Source organism: Nonlabens sp. SY33080, assembly GCF_011784885.1.
GTDB lineage: Bacteria > Bacteroidota > Bacteroidia > Flavobacteriales > Flavobacteriaceae > Nonlabens > Nonlabens tegetincola.
Map to the genome: position 1 here is coordinate 300,079 of NZ_CP050461.1, position 20,979 is coordinate 321,057.

Sequence of the window (20,979 nt, forward strand, 5' to 3'; positions counted from 1 at the left end):
GTTTTTCAAGTTATCTTAAGTATACATAGCCGGCTTGTGGCTTTGTGTTTGGTTCGTTTAATTCAATCACGTAAAAGTATGTCCCTGTAGGTAGCAAACCTGTGGTCGAGGTAAGTCCAACATTACTTGTTCCATCCCAAGATGCAGAGTTATTTTCTCCTTCCCATACTTTTTGACCGTATCTAGTAAAAATAGAAATTTTATGATTTTCATAAACATTTTTTAACCCAGAAACGATGAACGTATCATTTAATCCGTCGTTATTAGGCGTTACCACGTTAAACACCTCTATTGGACAGTTTTCTACTTGTAAATTCAGTTGAGAAATGTTAAAACAATTGTCGTTTTCGACTCTAATAAAAATACTTTCAGGATTGGAAACATTTCTATAAATCATATTACTATTTATAATGTTACTTCCATTTGTCGCATCTTCCCTTGAGGTATGAAAGGAAACGATTTGATCGCTTCTAGTCGAAATTAGATCAGCGATTTCGCTTAGATCAAATGAAGCTGTATCAAAACCTTCATCACATTTAGTTATTTGATCAGGAATGCTATTAATAACTACGTTTGGATATACTTGTATTTCTTTTTCTAAATCAATTGTTTGAGTAGGCGTTTGAATGGTTACTCGTACTATAAAAGTACCTACTTGAGAAAAAGTGTGTGTAGGGCTAAGATTGATAGATGAGTTGTTTATTCCACTTGCAGGATCGCCAAAATCCCATGTAATACTATCAATTTGAGCTGAAGTTTGAACGGTAAATAAATGATTTTCACCAAAACAATGATCCTCAGCTACTATTTCTCCTGAAATTAAAAAACTTTGGACAAATATCGGTAATCCGTATATCGCAAACGAGTTTTGCGATAACTGAAAATCATTAAATCTATAATCGGCCGAGATACCAGAAAAATTAGGAGTATTGATTACACTAAGCGCATTTTGATTAATCCGACTGTGATAAATTTTGTTATCTGGACCTAGCTGTAAAGCTCCTCTAAAGGTCACTAAATTATCTTCATAAACAACTGTCCTTGAATTTGCTATATTATTTGATGTTAAATCAAATTGTAGTATTTGACCATTAACAAATTCAAAAGTTTGAGTAGTTGATGGATTCATAAAATCGACTTCGGCATATAAAAATTGACCATTGCTTGAAAACTCTACACCGTAAAAGGAACCTCCATCGGCTTTGGTCATTAACGGTTGTGGATTGGATACTATACCAGTGGAATTGTCAAAATCATACAGGTATAATTCTCCGCCGTTCGTGTAGGCGATACTGCGTGCTTCTAATAGGGTAGTGGTATTTGAAAAATCTGATAAAGTATTATTTGAAAAATGAGCAGCTACTAATTTGTCACCTCTAGGGTTTACCTTAATATAGCCTCGCATTGCAGCAACGTCAATATTCGTAAGATTTGTATTTACAAGCTCTATAAACGGTGAAACTATAGATACTACAGGTGTTGTGGTTAATCCGCTAGATGTTAATTCATAACTAAAGAATTTGTCTTCGAATTGAGTAATTACCCAAAAACCTGTACCGCTTGAATTAGAAATTGCAGTAAGTTTCTCTGACGTAAGAGCTAGTAAATTTATATTTTTTTCAGTGGTGATAACATCACCATCACCATTATTCAAACTTAGATCTACTACGGAATAAAAGAATCCTTCATTATTGCGATATAAGATGTCATCCGTGTCTACCGTAAAAACATAAAACCTAGTTGAACTTCCTGGTTGTGGTACAATTATCGCGCTACTGGTGCTGCTGGAATTACCTTTGAGTCCTGTACCATTAGGCATTAAATTATGATTACGGTCATAGATTACACTTCCATCAGTATAGAATAGAAGGTTTCCTTGATTGTCAGATATTGTGGCACAACCTTCTCCTGTAACTAGTTGACCATCATTGAGAGCGGTAACGGTGTTGTTACTAAAATTAATACCAGCGTTAATACCAAAATACCAATTGTTAGATTGTAATTGCGCTTTCGCGAAAGCGAAACAACAACAAATAAGTAGAAAGGATAAATGCTGTTTCATAGCATTTAAAGATAGCCTTTTTTACCTTTTCAAGGAGAAGTGGCTAGAAAATTGCGTACCATCCATAAGTGTCGCAGTGAACCAATAATCACTAGACGGTAGAGGATTACCGTTAAATGTTCCATCCCAGCCTACACTTTCTGGTGAGATTTGTTTTAATAATTTTCCAAATCGATCGTAGATAAATATTGTGGAATTAGGTTCAAACACAGTATTAACACCTATTAATTGCCAGTAATCATTAAAACTATCACCATTTGGTGTGAAAAATCTAGGATATCCCACAATACTGAAATCTTTTCTAGTTACACCACAGCCGTTTTTATCTCGTACATATAAGGTATAAAAGCCTGGTTCAATGTCTGTAAAGATCGGACTATCCTGATAAGGAGTTAAAATATCAATACTGTACTCGTAATCACCTAATCCGCTAGCTACTACCTCCATAGATCCTGAACTATTAGTACCGGCATGATTGATAATTAAATTATCAATTGTTGCTGGTTCACTTATTACTACTGTAACTATACGTTGCGATGAGCAGCCTTCGGCATTAGTAACGGTTACCGTATAATCTCCACCAGTTGAAACGAGTATTTCATTTGTAGTCTCACCGTTACTCCATGAATAAGTAAAATCATCAGGATTTCCAGAGATGAGACCTGCATCTATTGAGAGCGGTTGTGGATCATTACCACAATATTCAAATAATGCCTGTGGTTCAATATTAGGAAGTGCATTTACTGTAAGTTCTACTTCACTAATTCCGTAACAGTTTCCATCAGGAGATTCGGCTCTGGCAAAAATGGTTTGTGAAAAGGGTGTCGTATTGGTAAACGGACTGGTTAACGGATTCTGCTCTGTAAGTGCATCATCTCTAGTTTCGTAATAATTCACTGTAACATCAGCTGGAGCGTTGGTTAAAACATCGCTATCGGCTAGGGTTAGTGTAAAATCTGCTATTCCATCATTAGATAGGTCATCACATGCTTGTAAAGTGGTGTCTTGCGCATCGCTTGCACTTACTCTTAATGTAACTTGAGATGTTGAATAACAACCTGTCACATCATTAGTTACACGTGCGTAAACTATCTCGGCAGGAGTAGTGTTAGTGTAACTTGTTGTGTTTAATGGATTGGTATTTGATTCTGCATTGGACTGTGTACTGTGGTAGGAAACTGTAACATCACTTGCATTGTTTGATATAGCATCGCTAAAACTATCAAAACTAAAGGTAGTTCTTCCATCAGGAATACCATCTTCATCACATTGAAATGCGTCAAAATCAATAGCTTCTGGTTTGTCTTGCACTATAAGATTGAAAGATTGAGAAGTATCTGCACAGGTAGTGTTGTTTCTATTTTCTAACCTCACATAAACTGTTTCTAAAAACGGAGTGTTATTGGTGTATGGACTGCTTATTGGATTGGATCCTGAGTCTGCATCACCTTGTGAAGTATGAAAAGTAATTTCAAAATCGGTACTACTTTGATTTCCGAGTATTAAAGCGTTAATAGAGGTGAGATCAAATTGTTGAATTCCGTCAAAATCGTCATCACAAACTTCAATATCTTGAACAGCTTGAATTACAGGTTGTTGAAAAATATTAACATCGAATGAGGTCGTGTCAAAACATTCTGTATTATTACGGTTATAGATACGAACATATATAGTTTCTGAAGGAGCATTAACGGTATATGGACTTGATAATTCATTTACATTGTCAATCGCATTTTGTTGACTCGTAAAATACCTTACGTTGAAAGTCGTGGCATCTTGAGTTCCTAAAATAATAGGAGTCACATCTGTATCTAGGTCTAAAGTTTCGTTCCCATTATTGTCTAGATCACAAATATCTTGATCTACAACATTATTTGCAGTTGGAGAATCAAAAATCTCTACTGTTTTTCTATATGTTCTAGATGCACCACCAGTAGTTAGAGTAAGCGTAACTTGATATACGCCAGGTGTAGTATAAACATTGGTCCCTATGGTTTGGGACGACATGTTACCATCTCCAAAATCCCAAAGAACACTATCAGGTAAATTATCGGTTTCAAATGTAAATTCTGTCGTGTCTCCTAGACAAGTATTTTCAACATCAATTAGTGCAAAAAAGCTTTGAATGAACGGAGGAAGACCTTGTGTAGACAGTCGCCCAGAAAGTGGAATTGCGTCGGCCACAAAATTACAACCAGTACCTCTTACATTGGGATTATTAATGACGCTTAAAAAAGGTCTCCCGTTATCATAGGTGTCTGAAGTGGTTCTATATATTTTCCCGTCAATCCCTAATTGCATAGAGTTACGGTAACCTTGCCTTGTGTCTAATAATATTTCTGATCCTGGAATATTAGGTGCATTAAGGTCGTATTGAAACAATGACGTTGAATAAGCGGTAGGATTATTTCCTGAAGCATTATTTAAGGTTGAGATATACAGTAAACTACTATCTGGAGAAAATTCAACACCATAACCAAGGTTGTCGCTTGAAGCAAAATTGAATCGTCTCTCATTACTCAAGGCACCAGTGGTCTGATCAAAATCATAGATGTAAGTTCCACCTACCATGTTGCAGGATACTAAATATTGTCCGTCTGGTGATACTTTGATGTTACCTCTAGGGTCTGTCACTGAGGTTGTAAAGGTAGACCTTACGGGAACTGGATCAACACCAGTTGGAGTCACTTTATAAGTGTAAAAGGTATTAAAGTTTCCACTTGCACCGTTTTGATTTGCATAAACGATAATAAAAATCTCATCATTGGTCGCATGATTAATAGCGGTAAGTTTTTCAGAGGTTCTACGTAAAAGATTGTTTGGAGTATTTAAATTGGTGGTAACAGCACCTTGTCCTAGATTTAAAGACATGTCCACTTCATACCAGTGAAATCCAGTATTAGCATCACCACCTACTTGAGTATCAACTGTGAATATGTAGTAAATGTCAGAATCTTGAGGCTTGGGTATGATAATCGCACTTTGAGTACTTGACGGATCTCCTAAAAGTCCATTACCATTTTGCATTACTCCATGATTTCTATCATATACAGTGATACCATCCGTATAAAATAAGAGGTTTCCTTGTGCGTCGCTTATACTCGCGCAACCTTCATTTGTACTGAGCTGTCCATTAACTAAAGGAGTAACTGTATTTGAAACAGGATCAAATCGTAAACCTGCATTAAATCCAAAATACCAATTTGAAGCTTCTAATTGTGCATAAACACTGGTGTTTATAAATAAAAATAGCACAATAAAAAAAGCGGAATAAATATTTTTCAATTTCATCCCGCTAAAATAACATCCAAAACGTTAATATTTTACAAATCCCTGCGCTTTAATAAGGCAAAACTCCAATAGACAAACAGTCCAGACCATATAAGTACTGAGATTATGTCTAACCATTCAATATCGTAAGTAAATTCTAGACCTTCTATAGGAATTTGACTAGTGGTAGATTTGACCAAGTCAATCTTAGTAAAAGGTTGTTTGATTAAATTACTCATGGCATTTAAAGGAAGTATGTGAACAAGGTAACCATCGTAGATGTTCCAATCATAGTAGGTATCCAGTCCTTTTGCAACTGCATTAATAATACTTTCAAATATGTAGTAAACAAATACCAGCCCTAGTGCAAAGGCACCACGTTTCACCAAAATTCCCGCGAATAGGCAGAAGGTGAAAAAGACTAAGTGAGCTAGAAAAAATCCACCTAGATAACCCATTTGAGAAAATATTATTGATGGTTCATCAAAATCAGAGTAAATTAATCCAAGTATTAATGATGCCAAAAAGACGATAACTGTGGCGGTAATAGCTAGTACAATAGTGAAATACACCTTGGATAACAACAATTCTTTTTTACTCAATCCATCGATAAGATTTTGTTTGAGTGTTCTATTGCTGTACTCACTTGCAGTAAGTGAAACTATCACAATCGCAATAAAGACTTTTAGAAAACTAGCAAAATATGTACTTAAATGCCATACTAGGGGAAAATTAAAAAGACCTAAATCGCTAAGAGCATATTTTTCACCATTTATAGTAATGGGAATAATACCGGTAAGCATTAAAACCACAATAATCGTTAGGTAAATAATGGTTAAAACCTTACTGCTTTTACTGTGTTTGAATTTGTGAAATTCTATATCGAGTAATCGTAACATATTCTATTGGTTAGTTTTTGGTTAATTCTAGGAATTGATCTTCTAGGCTTTGTTTCTTAAAGGCAAGTTCAGTTAAAACAATACCCTTTTCAAAAGCCTCTTTATTGATTTGGGCTGTCGTTACCGGACTGGATAGTTTTACTTCTAGTAGACTATCCTGTTCAATCAATTCTGCGACAAAGGATTTTTCATTTAGAAAACTACGTAATTGAGCAATATTTTCAGAACTTAAGAATATAGAACCGTGATTTTGAACCATCTGATCAACTCTGCCTTGATACAGCATGTTGCCTTGTCGTAATACAATAACGTGAGAACAAACCTTTTCAACCTCGTCTAATAAATGAGAGGCGAGCAAAATGGTAGTGCCAGATTTTGCAATATGTTTTATAAGGTCTCTAATCTGTCTTATTCCTTGAGGATCCAGACCATTAGTAGGTTCGTCTAGAATTAAAATTTCTGGATTATTCAATAAAGCACTCGCTATTGCAAGTCTTTGTTTCATACCTAAAGAATAGGTTTTGAAGGGACTATGCTTTCGCGAAAGCAAACCTACCAACTCAAGTGTTTCATCTATTCTATCATAAGCAACACCTTTAATTTTACAAACCAACTTTAAATTTTGCACAGCATTCATTGATGGATAAAAATTAGGTCTTTCTATAATAGCGCCTATTTTTTTTAATGCATCATGGGTAGACATGCTACCGTCAAACCATTTGTATGAGCCACTTGTTGGATTTACAACATTAAGGACCATTCCCAAGGTAGTACTTTTACCGCTACCATTTGGGCCTAGTATACCATAAACGTTACCTTTCTCTATTTTAAAGGAGACTTTATTTACTGCTGTAAGCGCTCCGTAATTTTTATGAAGGTGATTTACTTCAAGAATGTTTTTCATATAGAAGTTATTTTGGTTATTTTATCTGACTGAAAAAAAATTGATTTGTAACAAACAATGAGCGAAAATATAGCTACAGAAAAATTATTATCACGTAAAAAGCCTACTTATCCCATAGACGACGCTCTATTTGGGTATGTGAAAAAATATCATAGGTATACTAATATTCCAGTTTCCTATGACGATTTACTCAGATTTCAAGGTTCAATAAGTGTTTATAATAAAGATGATGAAGATACATTATGGGTACGATGTTATTATCCAGATCATGAGCGTGATATGATAGATAATTACCTTAAAAGAGTTTATGATATTTTATACAGTGATGGGAAAGACAAAACTTTGGACTATTTAAACATAGATGCCATTGACTTTTGCACCTTTGGTAATACAAAACCCTTTAGAATCAAAGTACGTAATGTATTAAACGACAGTTTCACTTATTTCTATGTAAAAAAGGCCGATGCAAGTAGGGTATACGGGCTAGAAATTGAACACTTGTTATCACCACACCGTATAAGCTTTTTGGTGCACGACGACACTTTGATTGAAGAGCATATTGCTGGTATTCCAGGTGATGAATTTATTAAGGATTATCTGGAACGTTGTGATCGTTTAGAAAAAACTCAAATAGCTAAAGAGTTTGTGAAATTCAATGAACGATGTACTATTAGATTGTTAGGAGACATGCGTGCTTACAACTACGTGGTCATTCCTACCCATGATTTTGATAGAGTAAGTTTTACCATAAGAGCTATAGATTTTGATCAACAGTCCTATGAAGGAAATTTAAAAGTTTATAGACCTCAATTCTTCAAAGAGAATTTTCCTATGGTGGATAATGTGAGCAAGCATCTTAAATTAGAAAGTGTAGAACAGTATAGGAAAGAAGAAAGATCCTTAATTGCCAAACGATTGACAAATACTCAAACACGTTTTAGGCAACTCATGAAATGCATGAAGCAGGATGAAATTACGACCAAGGCGAAGCTTAAATCATTAAAAGCTGATTTGCACAACTTTACTGGTGATATAAAGTTTAAAAAATCAAGAACAATGGGTGGTGTGTTAAATACTGCGCTAGACTTTGTAGTTAGAAACTACAAAACCTAGCGTGTAGAGGTTCTCAATCTTATTAAAGTAAGCAAAATTACCGCCACAGATAATCCAATACCTAAAAAAGGATTTTGATTAGTAGACCAGCTTAGATCTGCATAGTTGATTTTGGTAACATTGAGGATTGCAAAAGCAAGTGCCGCAATCAAGAGAATTAAAAGTGGTGCCTTTGCTCTCATGTGATTATTTCTTTTCCTCTCTATTAAAGTACACTAGGTAGTAATACATTTGTCTTTCTTCGTCCCAGCCTTTTTCTATAAATTTCTCAGCGCTATCAGGATTAGTAAAATCCATTTTTATTTGCACATGAGTGTCAAGATTAATCACGTTTTTGATTCCTTTACGCGCTTGTGTAACAGCGGTATTTGATATAGGAAACTCTGATACATCTTCAATACTATACTTTGGTCCCTTTTCTACCTTAAAATTCTTAAACTCAGGTATTAATTCTGGATTTTCAAGGGTATCATTTAAAAAGGCTGTTTCTTCAAAATTATCATTTTTTGCAAAGTGGTTAACAGCTCTATTCAAAAACATCACCTCTTCCTTTTTATCCTCTGCAGGAAGTACGACCTCTTTGGCAAAGTCTTGACAAAACTTCAAGTACTTTTTAGTAAAGAAGTTTTCATCTTCAAAAACGTCCACACCTAGAAAGCTCTCTAGCCAATATTTTGCATCATATCGATTGCTGTCTACACTTAAAATTTTGTATCCGTTTTCTTCTGCAACATTAAAAATGATAGCTCCTTTATCCAGTTTGTTAAGATTAACACCTTGTTGTAGGATCATTTCCAGTTCAATGTCGCCTTCTTCAAACTGTAAAAAGTCTTGTTTAAGTTCACTTTTGAATATACCGATGGCATCCGTTTTCTGATTATCTACCATTACATTGTCAAAGTAACACACGTACAACTCACCGCTACGTATATGTGGATGAACCGACTGCTCATAAAGGTGCTTTGCAATTTCCTTACTTTTATCTAGCAGGATTGCAGGTGTTGAGAATATCGCTTTCGCGAAAGCGTACATATCATGAAAATCGAGATCAGTATCATGATAAAAGCTATAATAAGCTTCTTCTTTACTACGAAATGGCTTTAAGAAATATTCTTTTAATAATGAGTGCATCTCATCATCTAAAAGAGTAGATTTTGAAGAAGTATAAAGCAGTTCGCCTTTATTTTTGTTACCTATACGATGAATCGCTAGGTCCTCTATACGTGTATTGTAAAGATTAATCATATACTAGTAAAGTTCATAGTCATCAAAAGATTCCTCATCATAATAGTCCTCATCATCATTGAGGTCATCATCGTCTAGATCGTTATCAAATCTAGGATCAGCTTCAAAATTTCTATCTGGTGCTTCATCTGGTAATTCTCCCATTGCAAAAAGTACTCTAGGGTATTGTTCACCATCCTCGGCCTGATCTATATCAACAAGAGTTATCATAAAGGTCCACATGCTCAAAAAATCGTAGATATAGATAAGGTTGGGTTTTTGTTTACTCAATGCCTGATCTATAGTGGTGTCTTCCATTTTCTTGACAGGTTCCATACCACCGCTCATATCAAATAGGCAATATTCTTGCCCTTGATTCCACTCATCGTCGGTTTCATAAAAGCTAGCCATCTCATCACCTTGAAGTTGAAATGACTGGTGAATGATATTGTGAAAGTCTTCTAGTGTACTAGTTGCTGGTATTTCAAGATCTCTCAAAACATCATCGGCGCTGTCTAGTATCACTCTAATTTTATAAATCATGTGTAACTTTTAAAGGGCTTCAAAGATAAAATTATTTACATGTATCCTTAAGATTTTAACGTCATAAATTATGAACGATAATGAACGGTTCTTAGACGCATCCAAAGATAAAATTGCACTCCTAAAATAATAGATGCTAGCACTAAATGTGATGCCTGTGAGCCAAATGGGAAGTCAACGTAATTCATTAATACTCCACCAATAATAGTTAAAATAAAAAGGACAGCTAGCCAGTAGTAATAATTACGAGGATGTTTGTAAAAACGTACTGCTTTATAAATAAAATATCCATGTAGTAGTACTAATAAAATGGAATAACTCCTGTGTATTAAAAATACTAACGGTGCATTATTTTCTAGCCAGGTACTTTTTACAGGATAACCAAAAATATCTATTTGATGATCGATGTACTGCCTTACTTGTGTTCCTAGTGCTACTTGAATTAATGTGAGAACGATAAGCACCAAAGCGAATTGATGCCATTTACCCTTATGCGCATATCTGTTATCTACTGGCTGCACTTCGTGCAATAAATATATAAGCAATCCTACAATAAGTAATGCCACTATCATATGTATGGTTATGAGTAGTGGTGATAGGTTGGTGTCCACTACTATTTTTCCGATAACGGCTTGTACAAGCATAGCTAATAAGGCAACGGCTGTTAGGATGGTGATGTATTTCTTTTTTCTGAAAAACTGAAAAGAAATAATAGTTGCTATCAATACTACTAGTCCACCTAATGCGCCTATTAACCTATTGATATATTCTGTCCAAGTATGATACTTATTAAATATACTATAATCGTGTTTTGTGTAAGGTTCCCAATTATTGGCATTGTAAGAATTTGATGAAGTAAAATCTTTCTTTGCAACCCTTAAACTTTCATCAACGATAATGACCATTCCTTCTTCGTATGAGGTCAACGGTTGAAAATCTAGTTGAGCTCGCTCAGTAGGTGGTATTAAATATCCGAAGCATTTAGGCCAATCTGGACATCCCATTCCAGATCCAGTCATTCTAACTACTGCGCCAGCCACGATTATGAGGTATATTACGACAATACTTAATCGTAACCACTTGCGATATGTTTTTTCGGTGAAGATATTTTTCATAAAGAAATTCCTAGCACAAAAATACTTCACAAGAATTAAGCTGAAGTATTTTATTTAAGAAGTCTATTTACTTGGAAGTTCTTACAAAAAAAATGGAGCACGAGCTCCATTTTTCATATCCATTCCCCATCATGGATATTAATGCAAAAAAAATGATTTCCCCTACAAAATCAAAAAAATATTTTGCCTTCTAAAATAATTTTTCCTCTAGGATTTTTGTAGATTTCTAGCGGATTTTTGTTAAAATACTTGTTTTTACGATTAATTGAGTGTGTTTATTACTCATTTGATTAACAATTATCTACTTACTTCATTAGGAAAGACAACTATACTTTCTGTTCCATCGGCAGCAACAGCTGCAACACCAAAGTAATAATTATCAATAACAATACCTTCCAAAGTATGGTTATTGGTGTTTCCTACAAATCGACTGTGGTCCCATGTAGGACTTGTGGTGTCTCTCCAATATATTTTATAACCAACCGCATTAGGGACTTTACTCCATTCTAATCTAGCACTAGCTTCAACCATTCCACCAATTTTCACGGTTTTTGGTGGAGCAGGAGCCCAAGCTAGTTGCGCAAGGTTGATAGCGTTTACTGCGGTTAATTTTTTGGCATATGGAAAGTTCACATGTTTTACAACATCGCCATATTCAATTCCATTCTCAGTTCTAATATCTTGATGTTGCTGTGTGTAGTTCTCATGAGCTTCCATAATCCTAATTCCTGGAAAACCTAAGTCATTAAAGGGTCTATGGTGTCCACCACGTCCAAACCTATCCAGTCTATAGATCATCATAGGATTCATTTCGGGCATATAACTTTTAACGGAATTATGAATATACCTAGCAAGCTGTCTAGAATGTCCGTCGACTTCACCTCCATAAAATCTTCTTAAACGTTTAGTTCTCTCATCATCTGTAACGTTGGTAGGTTCACTAAAAATCCTGAAACTTCTATTATCTATGACACCATCTACACCTTTAATATTGCCTATCATGTCATTATTAAGAATTCCTAAAACATTCCAATCATTATCCTTGGCATATCGTGCAAGCCCTGCACCACCAAATAACCCTTGTTCTTCTCCGCTAAGGCCAACATAAACGATGCTGTTTGCAAACTTTCGTTTGCTTAGTACTCGTGCAGCCTCAATTGTTCCTGCCATTCCGCTCGCATTGTCATTAGCACCTGGAGCGTCGGTTGTGAAGTCCATAGTATCACTTGTTCTTGAATCAATATCACCGCTCATAATCACAAAATTATTAGGCTGTGATGTACCTCTTTGAATAGCAACAACGTTTACAACCCAAGCGTCTTTTGGTACGCGACTACCCATTTCTTTAGTAACATAATCTCTTTGATAAAATACTTCTAGACATCCACCGCATTCTGCAGATATCTTATCAAATTCGGCTTTTATCCATCTTCTTGCAGCACCTATACCACGTGTATTACTCAATGTATCAGAAAACGTGTTTCTAGTTCCAAAACCTGCTAATTTTTTAACATCGTTCTCAATACGTTTTTCACTTACTTCATCAATGATTGAATATAAATCTTGTTGGTGGTCACTAGGTACTTGCGCAGTGGCATAAAGTCCTAATAAAGCTATTATTATGTATCGCATATGGTTAAAAATTAAAAACCCTTATTCCTAAATGTTTAATTGAGAATAAGGGTTTTGAGTTAGATTAATAGTTACTGATTGGTACGTTGTGGTTTTTCACCAAATTTTTTCATGTAACGCTCGTATAATTCGGTTTGATGAGAATTCAAAGAGATATCTCTTCCATCAATAAAGGCTCTTGTAAGTTGATTTCCTCTCATGTCTAGAGCGTCGCCTTTTGAAATAAATAGCGTTGCACTTTTACCTTCTTCTAGACTACCGTACTCTTTATCAATTCCTAGAATTTGAGCAGGAGTAAGTGTGATCATTTTAAGGGCTTGTTCTTTATCCATACCATAACCAGCAACAGTTCCTGCGTAGAATGGAAAATTACGCGTTTGATGACGTTCCATGTCACCAGAATTTTCAAGTGCAACGGTTACACCAGCTTTAGCAAGTAAATATGGGAATTTATAAGGCATATCATAGTCTGAATCTTCACGTGCTGGTAAATCGTGAACTCTACCTGCAAGCACAGGAATGTTATTCTGTTTAAGAAGATCTGTCACATTTTGCGCTCCTTGAGCTCCAACTAAAACTGGTTTCTTAATGTTGTTCTTTTTTATAAAAGTAACGACATCTCGTATTGATTTTTCACCGTTCACGTGAAAATAGAACCTTCCATTTCCATTTAACTCTTCTCTCATGGCTTCAAACTTTAAGTTTGATTCATTGTCTTGAGTCATATTGTGTGCCACAGCATCGTTAAAAAAGTCTTGTAATTCAATGATGTTTTCGTCATATTTCTTATTAGGTTCAATTGGACCAGGGTTGTACCAGCTACCTGATCTACTAAAACTACTAGGCCAGTTTACATGGATACCTTCGTCCATTGATATGACCGCATCTTCCCAATTCCAAGCGTCTAATTGTACTACACTGGATTGACCAGAAATTCTTCCACCACGAGGCACTACTTGAGCTATTAAAACTCCATTAGGTCTCATTGATTCGACTACTCGACTTTCCGCATTGTAAGCTATTATACTGCGTATGTGTGGATTGTACACACCTATTTCACGTTGATCGACACTGGCTTTTACTGCATCTACTTCAACAAGTCCTAGAGTACTATTCATGGCTATAATTCCTGGATAGACGTGCATACCGCTAGCCTCGATTACCTCACCTACAGGATCGATACGCACTACACGTGCATCTGCTACGGCTGTTATCACACCTTTATCAACGATAATAACAGAATTTTCAATTACATCACCATTACCTATATGAGCAGTTGCGTTCATAATAGTAAAGGATTTTTTTATGCTTGCCGGAGTTTGTTGTGCACTCACCGCTACGGTAAAAAGAGCACAAAAAGCTATCACTAAGTTTTTCATTTTATTCAATTTACCAGTTAATGGTTTCACATTCATACAATTCTTTTTCTCGCTTTTTAGGGGTTTGCGTTTTCATTCCCTTATTTTTTGCTTCTATCATCTCGTTTACGAGTTGTTGTCTTTCTTTTTTTATGCTTTCGCGAAAGCGTAAATCATTTTCCTTGCTAAAGAAAATAATACCATCAATCATAGTATAATCTGCACTCGCTGTTACACTCATAGGATGATCGTTCCAAAGTACCAAGTCGGCATCTTTACCTACTTTGATACTTCCTGTACGGTCGTCAATATGTAAAAGTTTTGCAGGGTTTAGGGTAACAAACTTCCAAGCATCTTCCTCATTTACATTCCCATATTTAACGGCTTTGGCTGCTTCTTGATTTAATCTACGTGACATTTCTGCATCGTCTGAATTAAAAGCTGTAACAACTCCTTGAGAATGCATGATCGCACCGTTGTACGGTATAGCGTCGTTTACTTCATATTTGTAAGCCCACCAGTCACTAAAGGTTGAACCACCTACACCGTGCTCGGCCATTTTATCTGCTACTTTATAACCTTCTAGAATATGGGTAAAAGTATTTACTCTAAATCCGTGACGTTCGGCTAATTTCATAAGCATATTAATCTCGCTTTGTACGTAGGAATGACATGAAATAAATCGCTCTTTATTCAAAATTTCTAGCATTACTTCCATTTCCTCGTCGTATCTAAATGAATCTGTTCCTTTAGTTTTTTCGTATTCTCTTGCTCTTGTGAAGTAATCTTCAAAGACTTGTTCAACACCCATACGACTTTGTGGAAATCTTGTACCGTTTTGATAACGAGATTGTTTAACGTTTTCACCTAATGCAAATTTGATGAACTTTGGTGAGTTTTCTAAGATCATTTCATCGGCAGGATAACCCCATTTAGGTTTAATAATAGCGCTACGACCACCTATAGGATTTGCACTACCATGTAATAGTTGCATGGTGGTAACTCCACCAGCTAGGTCTCTATATAGATTTATATCTTCATGATCTACTACATCCTCAATAGTAACCTCGGCAGTGCTATTGTGACCAGCTTCATTAACTCCATTGTCTATAGCAATATGACTGTGTTCATCGATAATACCACTAGTAAGGTGTTTACCTGTTGCATCAATTACACGTGCTCTTCCTGCATTTAAATTTGTTCCAATTTTTGCAATTTTACCATCTTTTACAAGTACATCGGTATTTTTTAATATACCATCATCCTCGTTTGTCCAAACTGTAGCATTACGATATAGAATTGTTTCTTGCTGTGGTCTTTGAGAAGCTCCATATGCTAGGTTAGGGTAGGTGAGTGCACCTAAACTTTTAACTTCTTTATCCTTATTGTCTTCTTCTTTTTCTTGGTCTTCTTCTTTTTCTTCAGTAGAAGATGCTACAAGAGTAACAGGCAAGGTATCACCACTAGGTAAATGTACAGTTCCCGTAAGATCTTTACCATCGGGTTGTACCACTATACGTGAATAGCTTTTATCATCACTCTCTTTTTGAGTCATCATCAAATTAAGCCATTGTCCATCAAAACTTGATTTACTACCTAATTTTAAGGTATCGATTTTAATAGTGGCCTTTTTACCATCTCCTGAAACAACAATCTTGTATTCATCACCATTCAAGGTGGTCGTGTAGGTTCCATCTACGTCTGGCGTATGACGATTTTTAATGATGTGTTTTGATCCTTGCACCCAATTTTCAAATATTTTAGTTTCCTTATCAAACAAGGGACCAGAGGTCATGATGAAATTTGCAAGTTTTCCTTTTTCTAGAGAACCTACAAGATCATCAGCTTTTAGTATACGGGCTGGTGTTAAAGTAAGGGCTTGTAGGATATCCTCTTCACTTAAACCATACTCCATTGCTTGACGTATATTCTCATGAAGTTTTTTAACATCCTTAAGACCATGTGCTGTTACTGAGAATGTGATGTTGTTTTCTTTAAGCACTTTAAGATTTGCAGGCGACTGTTTCCATTCTCTCATATCTCCCAGGCTTACGTACCACTCTTGATAAGGATTTGAAACGTCATAAGCGTCAGGAAAATTTATAGGAACGATAAGAGATGCGTTTGTGTTTTTAATCTCACCTATCATTTCATAAGCATCTTCACCACCTACAATTACAAATTGTTTTCCAACTAAATCACCTACTTTATCAACTCTTAAAATATTTTTTTTATCACCAGCTTCAATTATTTGAATAAGGTTCTTGTTTTTTATGAGTGCCTCTAAAGAGAGATCTCGAGTGTTTGAGTTTCCTTTTTCATACCAATTTGCATCAAAATGAGCCTGTCTAAGTAAGGCAAGGGTTCCCATAAGTGAAGTAGGGTAGGCTTGATTAGTTTGAACACTACGATCTAGAGAAAAATGCTCTGCATTTTCTCCACGCAAAATTCGATTACCATCATCACCATTATTATTTAAGGCAACTAACATTCCAGTACCACGAGCAATACCATCATGTAAGTGGGTTTGTACTGTTCCATAACCAGCTTCTAAAAGCTTTTTGGCAGCCTTTTCATCGTACTTGAAATAATCAATAGCATTTTGTTCTGCTCTTATGTGATCATTCCAATAGTATCCTTTACGACCTTCATCATATTGTTGTGAGCGACTGCGTTCCGCTCGGCTTGGTTTTTTCATAGAAAAATCACCATATGCTTCGACAAATGAAGGATAAATATGATTCCCATTTGCATCTTCTATAACGGCATCCTTAGGTATGGATACATTTTTACCTATGCTTTGAATTTTACCATCTTTAATAAGAATAGTTGCATTTTTGATGACATCACCTGTTCCTGTGTGAACAGTAGCGTTTGTAATTGCTCTTGAAACATTATTTACAGCGCTTATATCATCGTTGTTAGGGAAATATTCCTGTGAATGCCCGATAAAACACCACAAGAAGAAAAGGAAAAGAATTTTTTTCATCTTTTAAGACTGATTATTATGATATAAATTTTTGTTAAGGCTTAAAGATAGTTGAGCCGTTGCTAAATAAAAGTTAAAACTACTAGTAGTAATTCACTAGTAATGCAACTACATAATTGTAGGTGTCAATTCCTTTAGGTTGATTATTAACTTTTAAATAGGAATCATAGACAGAATGTGAAACCTTTTCCACCAATCCATCTTGATATGGTTTCCAAAAATCTCTTAATTCTTGATAGTTTTTGAAAATACCTGGTTTAATTTCTTTAGCTATCACAGCATACTTTTCAGGGTCTCGTAAGTACAAATCATTCAAACAAAATTTAAGGGCGTATAAACTAGCACTATATTGAAAATGACGATCAGGATGTTTTAATCCAGCATCAATAGCTATAAAATTTGCTTCGTTTTCTTTGGCAAACCCTAGTTGATGAGCCATTTCATGCAAGCATAGTACTGGAGTTTTGTATGCGTTTATCCAGCCATTAATTTGAGCTTCTCCTGTTAATGGATTTAAATAACCACTGTAACCCATATAAGTAAGTGGTACTGTGAGCAATGATTTTTTCAAACTTACGTTTGAATACTTTATCCTAGTATTATTGAGGTGGTAATTCTCAAAAGCCATAGGAGCCATATTCATCCAAACCATTTGGTCGTTTCCAAAATCTACTTTTAGAGAATCGTTGTCTTGGATTGATTCGTGTAAATTATTGCTAAGCTCAATGAAATCTTTAGTCACCTCGAGTAACTGCTCTGTAGAATAATCTTCTTCAATTTCCAGTATTTCGTGCATGGGTAATCGATAGTAATTAAAACCCCAAGCCATATGAAAATAAAAAATAATAACATTGAGCGTTATTAAGATCTTTGCAACTTGTTTTCCTATTTTTCTTTTAAGAATCGGATTGTTTACTGAATTCTTATTCTTAATTAAATAAAGACTTTTGGTTATCAACTTAATGATCCATTTTATAAGCAAAAGGATAAGTAATGAATAAATAAAATCACCAAAGGAAAAGGGAATCCAGCCTAGTCCTATGCGCATAGCATCTGCTATAAAGGGATAGATACCGTTGCTGTAATAAACCTCGATAAAATCATTTGCATATTTTAACCCGAAAAATACCATAAACTGGCCAACGAGTATGACGCTATATAATAGAATTTTTGCTTTGACTTTCATCTGGTACTAAAGTAAACTATTCCTAGGTAAGCTGGCTTTTAATTGTTTATTTTAGCATTAAATTCAAGTTATGACACAGCGTAAAAGAAACCCCAAAATTGGAATATTATTAGCGATACTATTCGTGGGATTTGGTTCATGGCGCTTGGTAGATTATTTTTTCTATGATCAAAATATTCCAACATGGCGTTTAGCATTTTCTGCTATTTTTATCATCTACGGTCTATTCTTGGCCTATTCAGCTTTTACAAAAAATGAATAAAAAGAACTACACCTTGTTTCTTAACCTAGCCTTCATTGGTATAGGTGGTTATAAGCTATACCAGCATTTTATTGACGGCGTTGAACTACCTACTTATCAAATAGTGCTAGCCGGATTTCTAGTTCTTATGGGTATTTATCAATTAATAATGCTCAATAGAAATTTTAAAAAACCAGAATAATTAATGGTACTTATTCAGATTATTTAGATTTGCGTAAGTGATATTCAATTTCTTTTATCCATTCCTCGCGATCATTTACAGTAAATAGATATTGTTTATCCTGGGTATGAACTATAAATTGATTTTTAATCCATCTAAACTTGTGAGTTGGTTCTATATTAAGAATGTTAGAAAACCGAATATTATGTTGACCAGCTTGAAAATTTAATTTATGACTTTTAAAAATCAAACCTAGGTTGGTTATCAAAAGCTTTCCACCAACCATCTCATATTTTTTCTTAAAGTTTGCTGGACCTTGGGCTATAATTTCTTCTTCATGTTCAAGAGTAGGTTGAGACTTTTTGTTCCAGCCTTTTCCCATTTTTATCATGATTGTAGGAAATACAAAAGTGAAGAACAGAGCAAAAAAAAAGGCGTTAAATAAAACGTATTGCCACGTGAATAAATCTTTATCCATGTAATATGTCATGAGCGCCATAATACCACCGTAAGTAATCGAGGTGAATAAAAAGGTAACTAGTCTAACTTTCCAGTTTGCTTTGTATTTTATTCCTATCTCCTTAATCGCCATATAGAGTTATATACTCATTTTCAGGTTACCCATTTTAATCGCTACCACTGCCGCTTCAGACCCTTTATTGCCGTGAACGCCACCGCTGCGAGCAACAGATTGCTCGTGAGTATCATCTGTAAGCACACAAAAAACTACAGGGATATTAGTGCTATTTAAATTTAAATCTTTTATTCCTTGCGTCACTCCTTGACATACAAAATCAAAATGAGCTGTTTCACCACGAATTACACTACCTATAGCAATAATAACATCCAATTGCTTTTTTAGATTGCGTTCTTTCATAGGATAGGTGCTCTTTTGCATTTGAGAACAACCGTAAATAAGTTCAAATGAACCAGGGACATTCATTCTGAAAATACGCTCTTCATCCACGCCGCAATCTAGGAGTGTTTCATACGCACCTTTAAATAGATTTTCGGTAATATCATCGTTCCATTCACTTACTACAATCCCTACTCGCAGTTCACTAGAATCTGGTAGTTCATTTTTATTGTATTCTGAAAGGTTTTTTCCTGCTGTTGCCATGGTTACAATTTTGTGACGGTAAAAATACAGTCGGTTTGATAGTTACTTAGTTAAATTAACTAAAAAAGCCGTCGTAGAAAAGTGTTCTGCGACGGCCTTTAGGTAGTTTAAAATACACTAGTTTTTTGAAGCTCTAGCTTGAGCTAATAAAACTTGTGCTGTAGTTTTTTCATCAGACTCTGGGAATTCTGATTCAATTTTTTCTAATGCATCAACTGCTGTACTATTATCTCCTGCTTGTAGAGCAGCCTGTGCAGCTTTTAATAAGTACTTAGGTGATGTAAATTCATTTGATTCTATTTCTGCAGCCTCTAGGTAGTAAGGAATAGCTTGTTCTGCTTGATTAGCTTGTACTAGAGCATCTGCTATACCAGCCTTAGCAAGAGATGCAAGTACGGAACCGTTACCATCGTATTCAGATAAATAATCGATAGCTTTTTGATATTTGTCACCACCTATGTTCAGGTAAGCCATTCCCGCTTTATAGTTAGCTATGTTTGCAGCATCAGTACCAGCGTATTCTTCAGCTATTTTGGCATATCCGTATTTACCATTTACACCTTCTATAGAAAGCATGAATAGCGAGTCTTTTTCTTGAGTGCTAGTTGAGTTCATTGCTAGGTCAAAGTACTTGTCAGCCTCTTTACTTTCAACGATAGCTTCATCGGCTTTAGGCGCCATAACAAAATTGTTGTAAGCCCAGTATCCTAATGCTACAAGAGCAGCTACACCAACAATAGCAAAAATGATATTTTGATTTTTACTTACCCATTCTTCAGTTTTACTCGCACCTTCATCTAGGGTACTAAAAACTTCGGCAGTAGTAGATTCACTCTCGTCAAAGATTTCTTCAACTTCATTATCAATCTTTTCTTTCTTCGTTTTAGGTTTATATCCGCGCTTATTATACGTTGCCATAATTTGATTGTTAAACGCGCAAAAATATAACAATTCTGCAATTATAAAAACGTGTGAAAGCTTTATTGTTAACACCTGCATCAATTACATTTGCAGGAAATAGATTTCTGTTAAGATCTATGATATAATTAATGCTTTGTTTGTGGTGTTTTCGCTTTCGCGAAAGCGAACTTAATCTAATAAGAATATCCAATAATAAGTTATTGTTATTCTTGTTTATAACA

At 35.2% G+C, this 20,979-nt stretch carries 18 protein-coding genes; 3 read left to right on the forward strand and 15 right to left on the reverse strand.

Translation table 11 applies throughout. The features are described 5' to 3' along the window. Positions 1–10: 10 nt before the first annotated feature. From HCN53_RS01370 to HCN53_RS01385, 4 genes are read right to left on the reverse strand one after another with little or no spacing between them, the layout of a single operon-like run. Entirely contained in the window at positions 11–2,062 is a 2,052-nt protein-coding gene (locus HCN53_RS01370) for a gliding motility-associated C-terminal domain-containing protein (protein WP_167341758.1), read from the reverse strand. 21 nt (positions 2,063–2,083) lie between these two features. Then, positions 2,084–5,353 (reverse strand): T9SS type B sorting domain-containing protein, encoded by a 3,270-nt coding sequence (locus tag HCN53_RS01375; RefSeq protein ID WP_167341759.1) that lies wholly within the window; start codon positions 5,351–5,353, stop codon positions 2,084–2,086. Between the two features lie 32 nt (positions 5,354–5,385). Beyond that, positions 5,386–6,231 carry an ABC transporter permease gene (locus HCN53_RS01380; RefSeq protein WP_042278397.1) on the reverse strand — a complete coding sequence of 282 codons (846 nt, stop codon included), beginning with the start codon at positions 6,229–6,231 and terminating at the stop codon, positions 5,386–5,388. Positions 6,232–6,241: 10 nt separating this feature from the next. Next, on the reverse strand, positions 6,242–7,135 hold the full coding sequence (locus HCN53_RS01385; protein WP_167341760.1) for an ABC transporter ATP-binding protein: 894 nt from the start codon (positions 7,133–7,135) through the stop codon (positions 6,242–6,244). A gap of 57 nt (positions 7,136–7,192) precedes the next feature. Between HCN53_RS01385 and HCN53_RS01390 the strand changes: the two genes are divergently transcribed. Continuing rightward, positions 7,193–8,248, forward strand: a complete 1,056-nt coding sequence (locus HCN53_RS01390; protein WP_042278399.1) for a hypothetical protein — start codon at positions 7,193–7,195, stop codon at positions 8,246–8,248. On the opposite strand, the gene HCN53_RS01395 is transcribed toward HCN53_RS01390, so the two are convergent. The 8 genes from HCN53_RS01395 to HCN53_RS01430 form a co-directional block, all read right to left on the reverse strand. Next, positions 8,245–8,430 carry a hypothetical protein gene (locus HCN53_RS01395; RefSeq protein ID WP_060522813.1) on the reverse strand — a complete coding sequence of 62 codons (186 nt, stop codon included), beginning with the start codon at positions 8,428–8,430 and terminating at the stop codon, positions 8,245–8,247. The genes HCN53_RS01390 and HCN53_RS01395 overlap by 4 nt on opposite strands. Before the next feature lie 4 nt (positions 8,431–8,434). Next, positions 8,435–9,493, reverse strand: a complete 1,059-nt coding sequence (locus tag HCN53_RS01400; protein ID WP_042278402.1) for a nucleoid-associated protein — start codon at positions 9,491–9,493, stop codon at positions 8,435–8,437. 3 nt (positions 9,494–9,496) lie between these two features. Next, positions 9,497–10,015, reverse strand: coding sequence for a plasmid pRiA4b ORF-3 family protein (locus HCN53_RS01405; protein ID WP_167341761.1), 519 nt, complete (start codon positions 10,013–10,015; stop codon positions 9,497–9,499). 68 nt (positions 10,016–10,083) lie between these two features. After that, positions 10,084–11,130: a COX15/CtaA family protein gene (locus HCN53_RS01410; RefSeq protein WP_167341762.1), complete on the reverse strand. Its 1,047-nt coding sequence runs from the start codon at positions 11,128–11,130 to the stop codon at positions 10,084–10,086. Between the two features lie 297 nt (positions 11,131–11,427). Further along, positions 11,428–12,762, reverse strand: coding sequence for a M28 family metallopeptidase (locus HCN53_RS01415; protein ID WP_167341763.1), 1,335 nt, complete (start codon positions 12,760–12,762; stop codon positions 11,428–11,430). Between the two features lie 71 nt (positions 12,763–12,833). Beyond that, complete coding sequence (locus tag HCN53_RS01420) at positions 12,834–14,141, reverse strand: amidohydrolase family protein (RefSeq protein ID WP_240919375.1); 1,308 nt, start codon at positions 14,139–14,141, stop codon at positions 12,834–12,836. A 10-nt stretch (positions 14,142–14,151) separates the two neighbouring features. Further along, on the reverse strand, positions 14,152–17,109 hold the full coding sequence (locus HCN53_RS01425) for an amidohydrolase family protein (RefSeq protein WP_167341765.1): 2,958 nt from the start codon (positions 17,107–17,109) through the stop codon (positions 14,152–14,154). An 82-nt stretch (positions 17,110–17,191) separates the two neighbouring features. Beyond that, complete coding sequence (locus HCN53_RS01430; RefSeq protein ID WP_206063929.1) at positions 17,192–18,295, reverse strand: DUF3810 domain-containing protein; 1,104 nt, start codon at positions 18,293–18,295, stop codon at positions 17,192–17,194. Between the two features lie 70 nt (positions 18,296–18,365). On the opposite strand from HCN53_RS01430, the gene HCN53_RS01435 reads away from it, so the two are divergent. Both HCN53_RS01435 and HCN53_RS01440 read left to right on the forward strand, forming a co-directional pair. After that, on the forward strand, positions 18,366–18,557 hold the full coding sequence (locus tag HCN53_RS01435) for a hypothetical protein (RefSeq protein WP_042278414.1): 192 nt from the start codon (positions 18,366–18,368) through the stop codon (positions 18,555–18,557). After that, the gene (locus HCN53_RS01440; protein WP_105018723.1) at positions 18,550–18,738 is read left to right on the forward strand and encodes a hypothetical protein; all 189 of its coding nucleotides are present in this window, start codon (positions 18,550–18,552) and stop codon (positions 18,736–18,738) included. Before HCN53_RS01435 ends, HCN53_RS01440 begins: the two co-directional genes overlap by 8 nt. Before the next feature lie 19 nt (positions 18,739–18,757). On the opposite strand, the gene HCN53_RS01445 is transcribed toward HCN53_RS01440, so the two are convergent. The 3 genes from HCN53_RS01445 to HCN53_RS01455 form a co-directional block, all read right to left on the reverse strand. Continuing rightward, the gene (locus HCN53_RS01445) at positions 18,758–19,309 is read right to left on the reverse strand and encodes a GRAM domain-containing protein (RefSeq protein WP_105018724.1); all 552 of its coding nucleotides are present in this window, start codon (positions 19,307–19,309) and stop codon (positions 18,758–18,760) included. Between the two features lie 6 nt (positions 19,310–19,315). After that, positions 19,316–19,837, reverse strand: a complete 522-nt coding sequence (gene ribH, locus HCN53_RS01450) for a 6,7-dimethyl-8-ribityllumazine synthase (protein ID WP_105018725.1) — start codon at positions 19,835–19,837, stop codon at positions 19,316–19,318. A 117-nt stretch (positions 19,838–19,954) separates the two neighbouring features. Further along, positions 19,955–20,755 carry a tetratricopeptide repeat protein gene (locus HCN53_RS01455; protein WP_042278420.1) on the reverse strand — a complete coding sequence of 267 codons (801 nt, stop codon included), beginning with the start codon at positions 20,753–20,755 and terminating at the stop codon, positions 19,955–19,957. Positions 20,756–20,979: the final 224 nt, after the last annotated feature.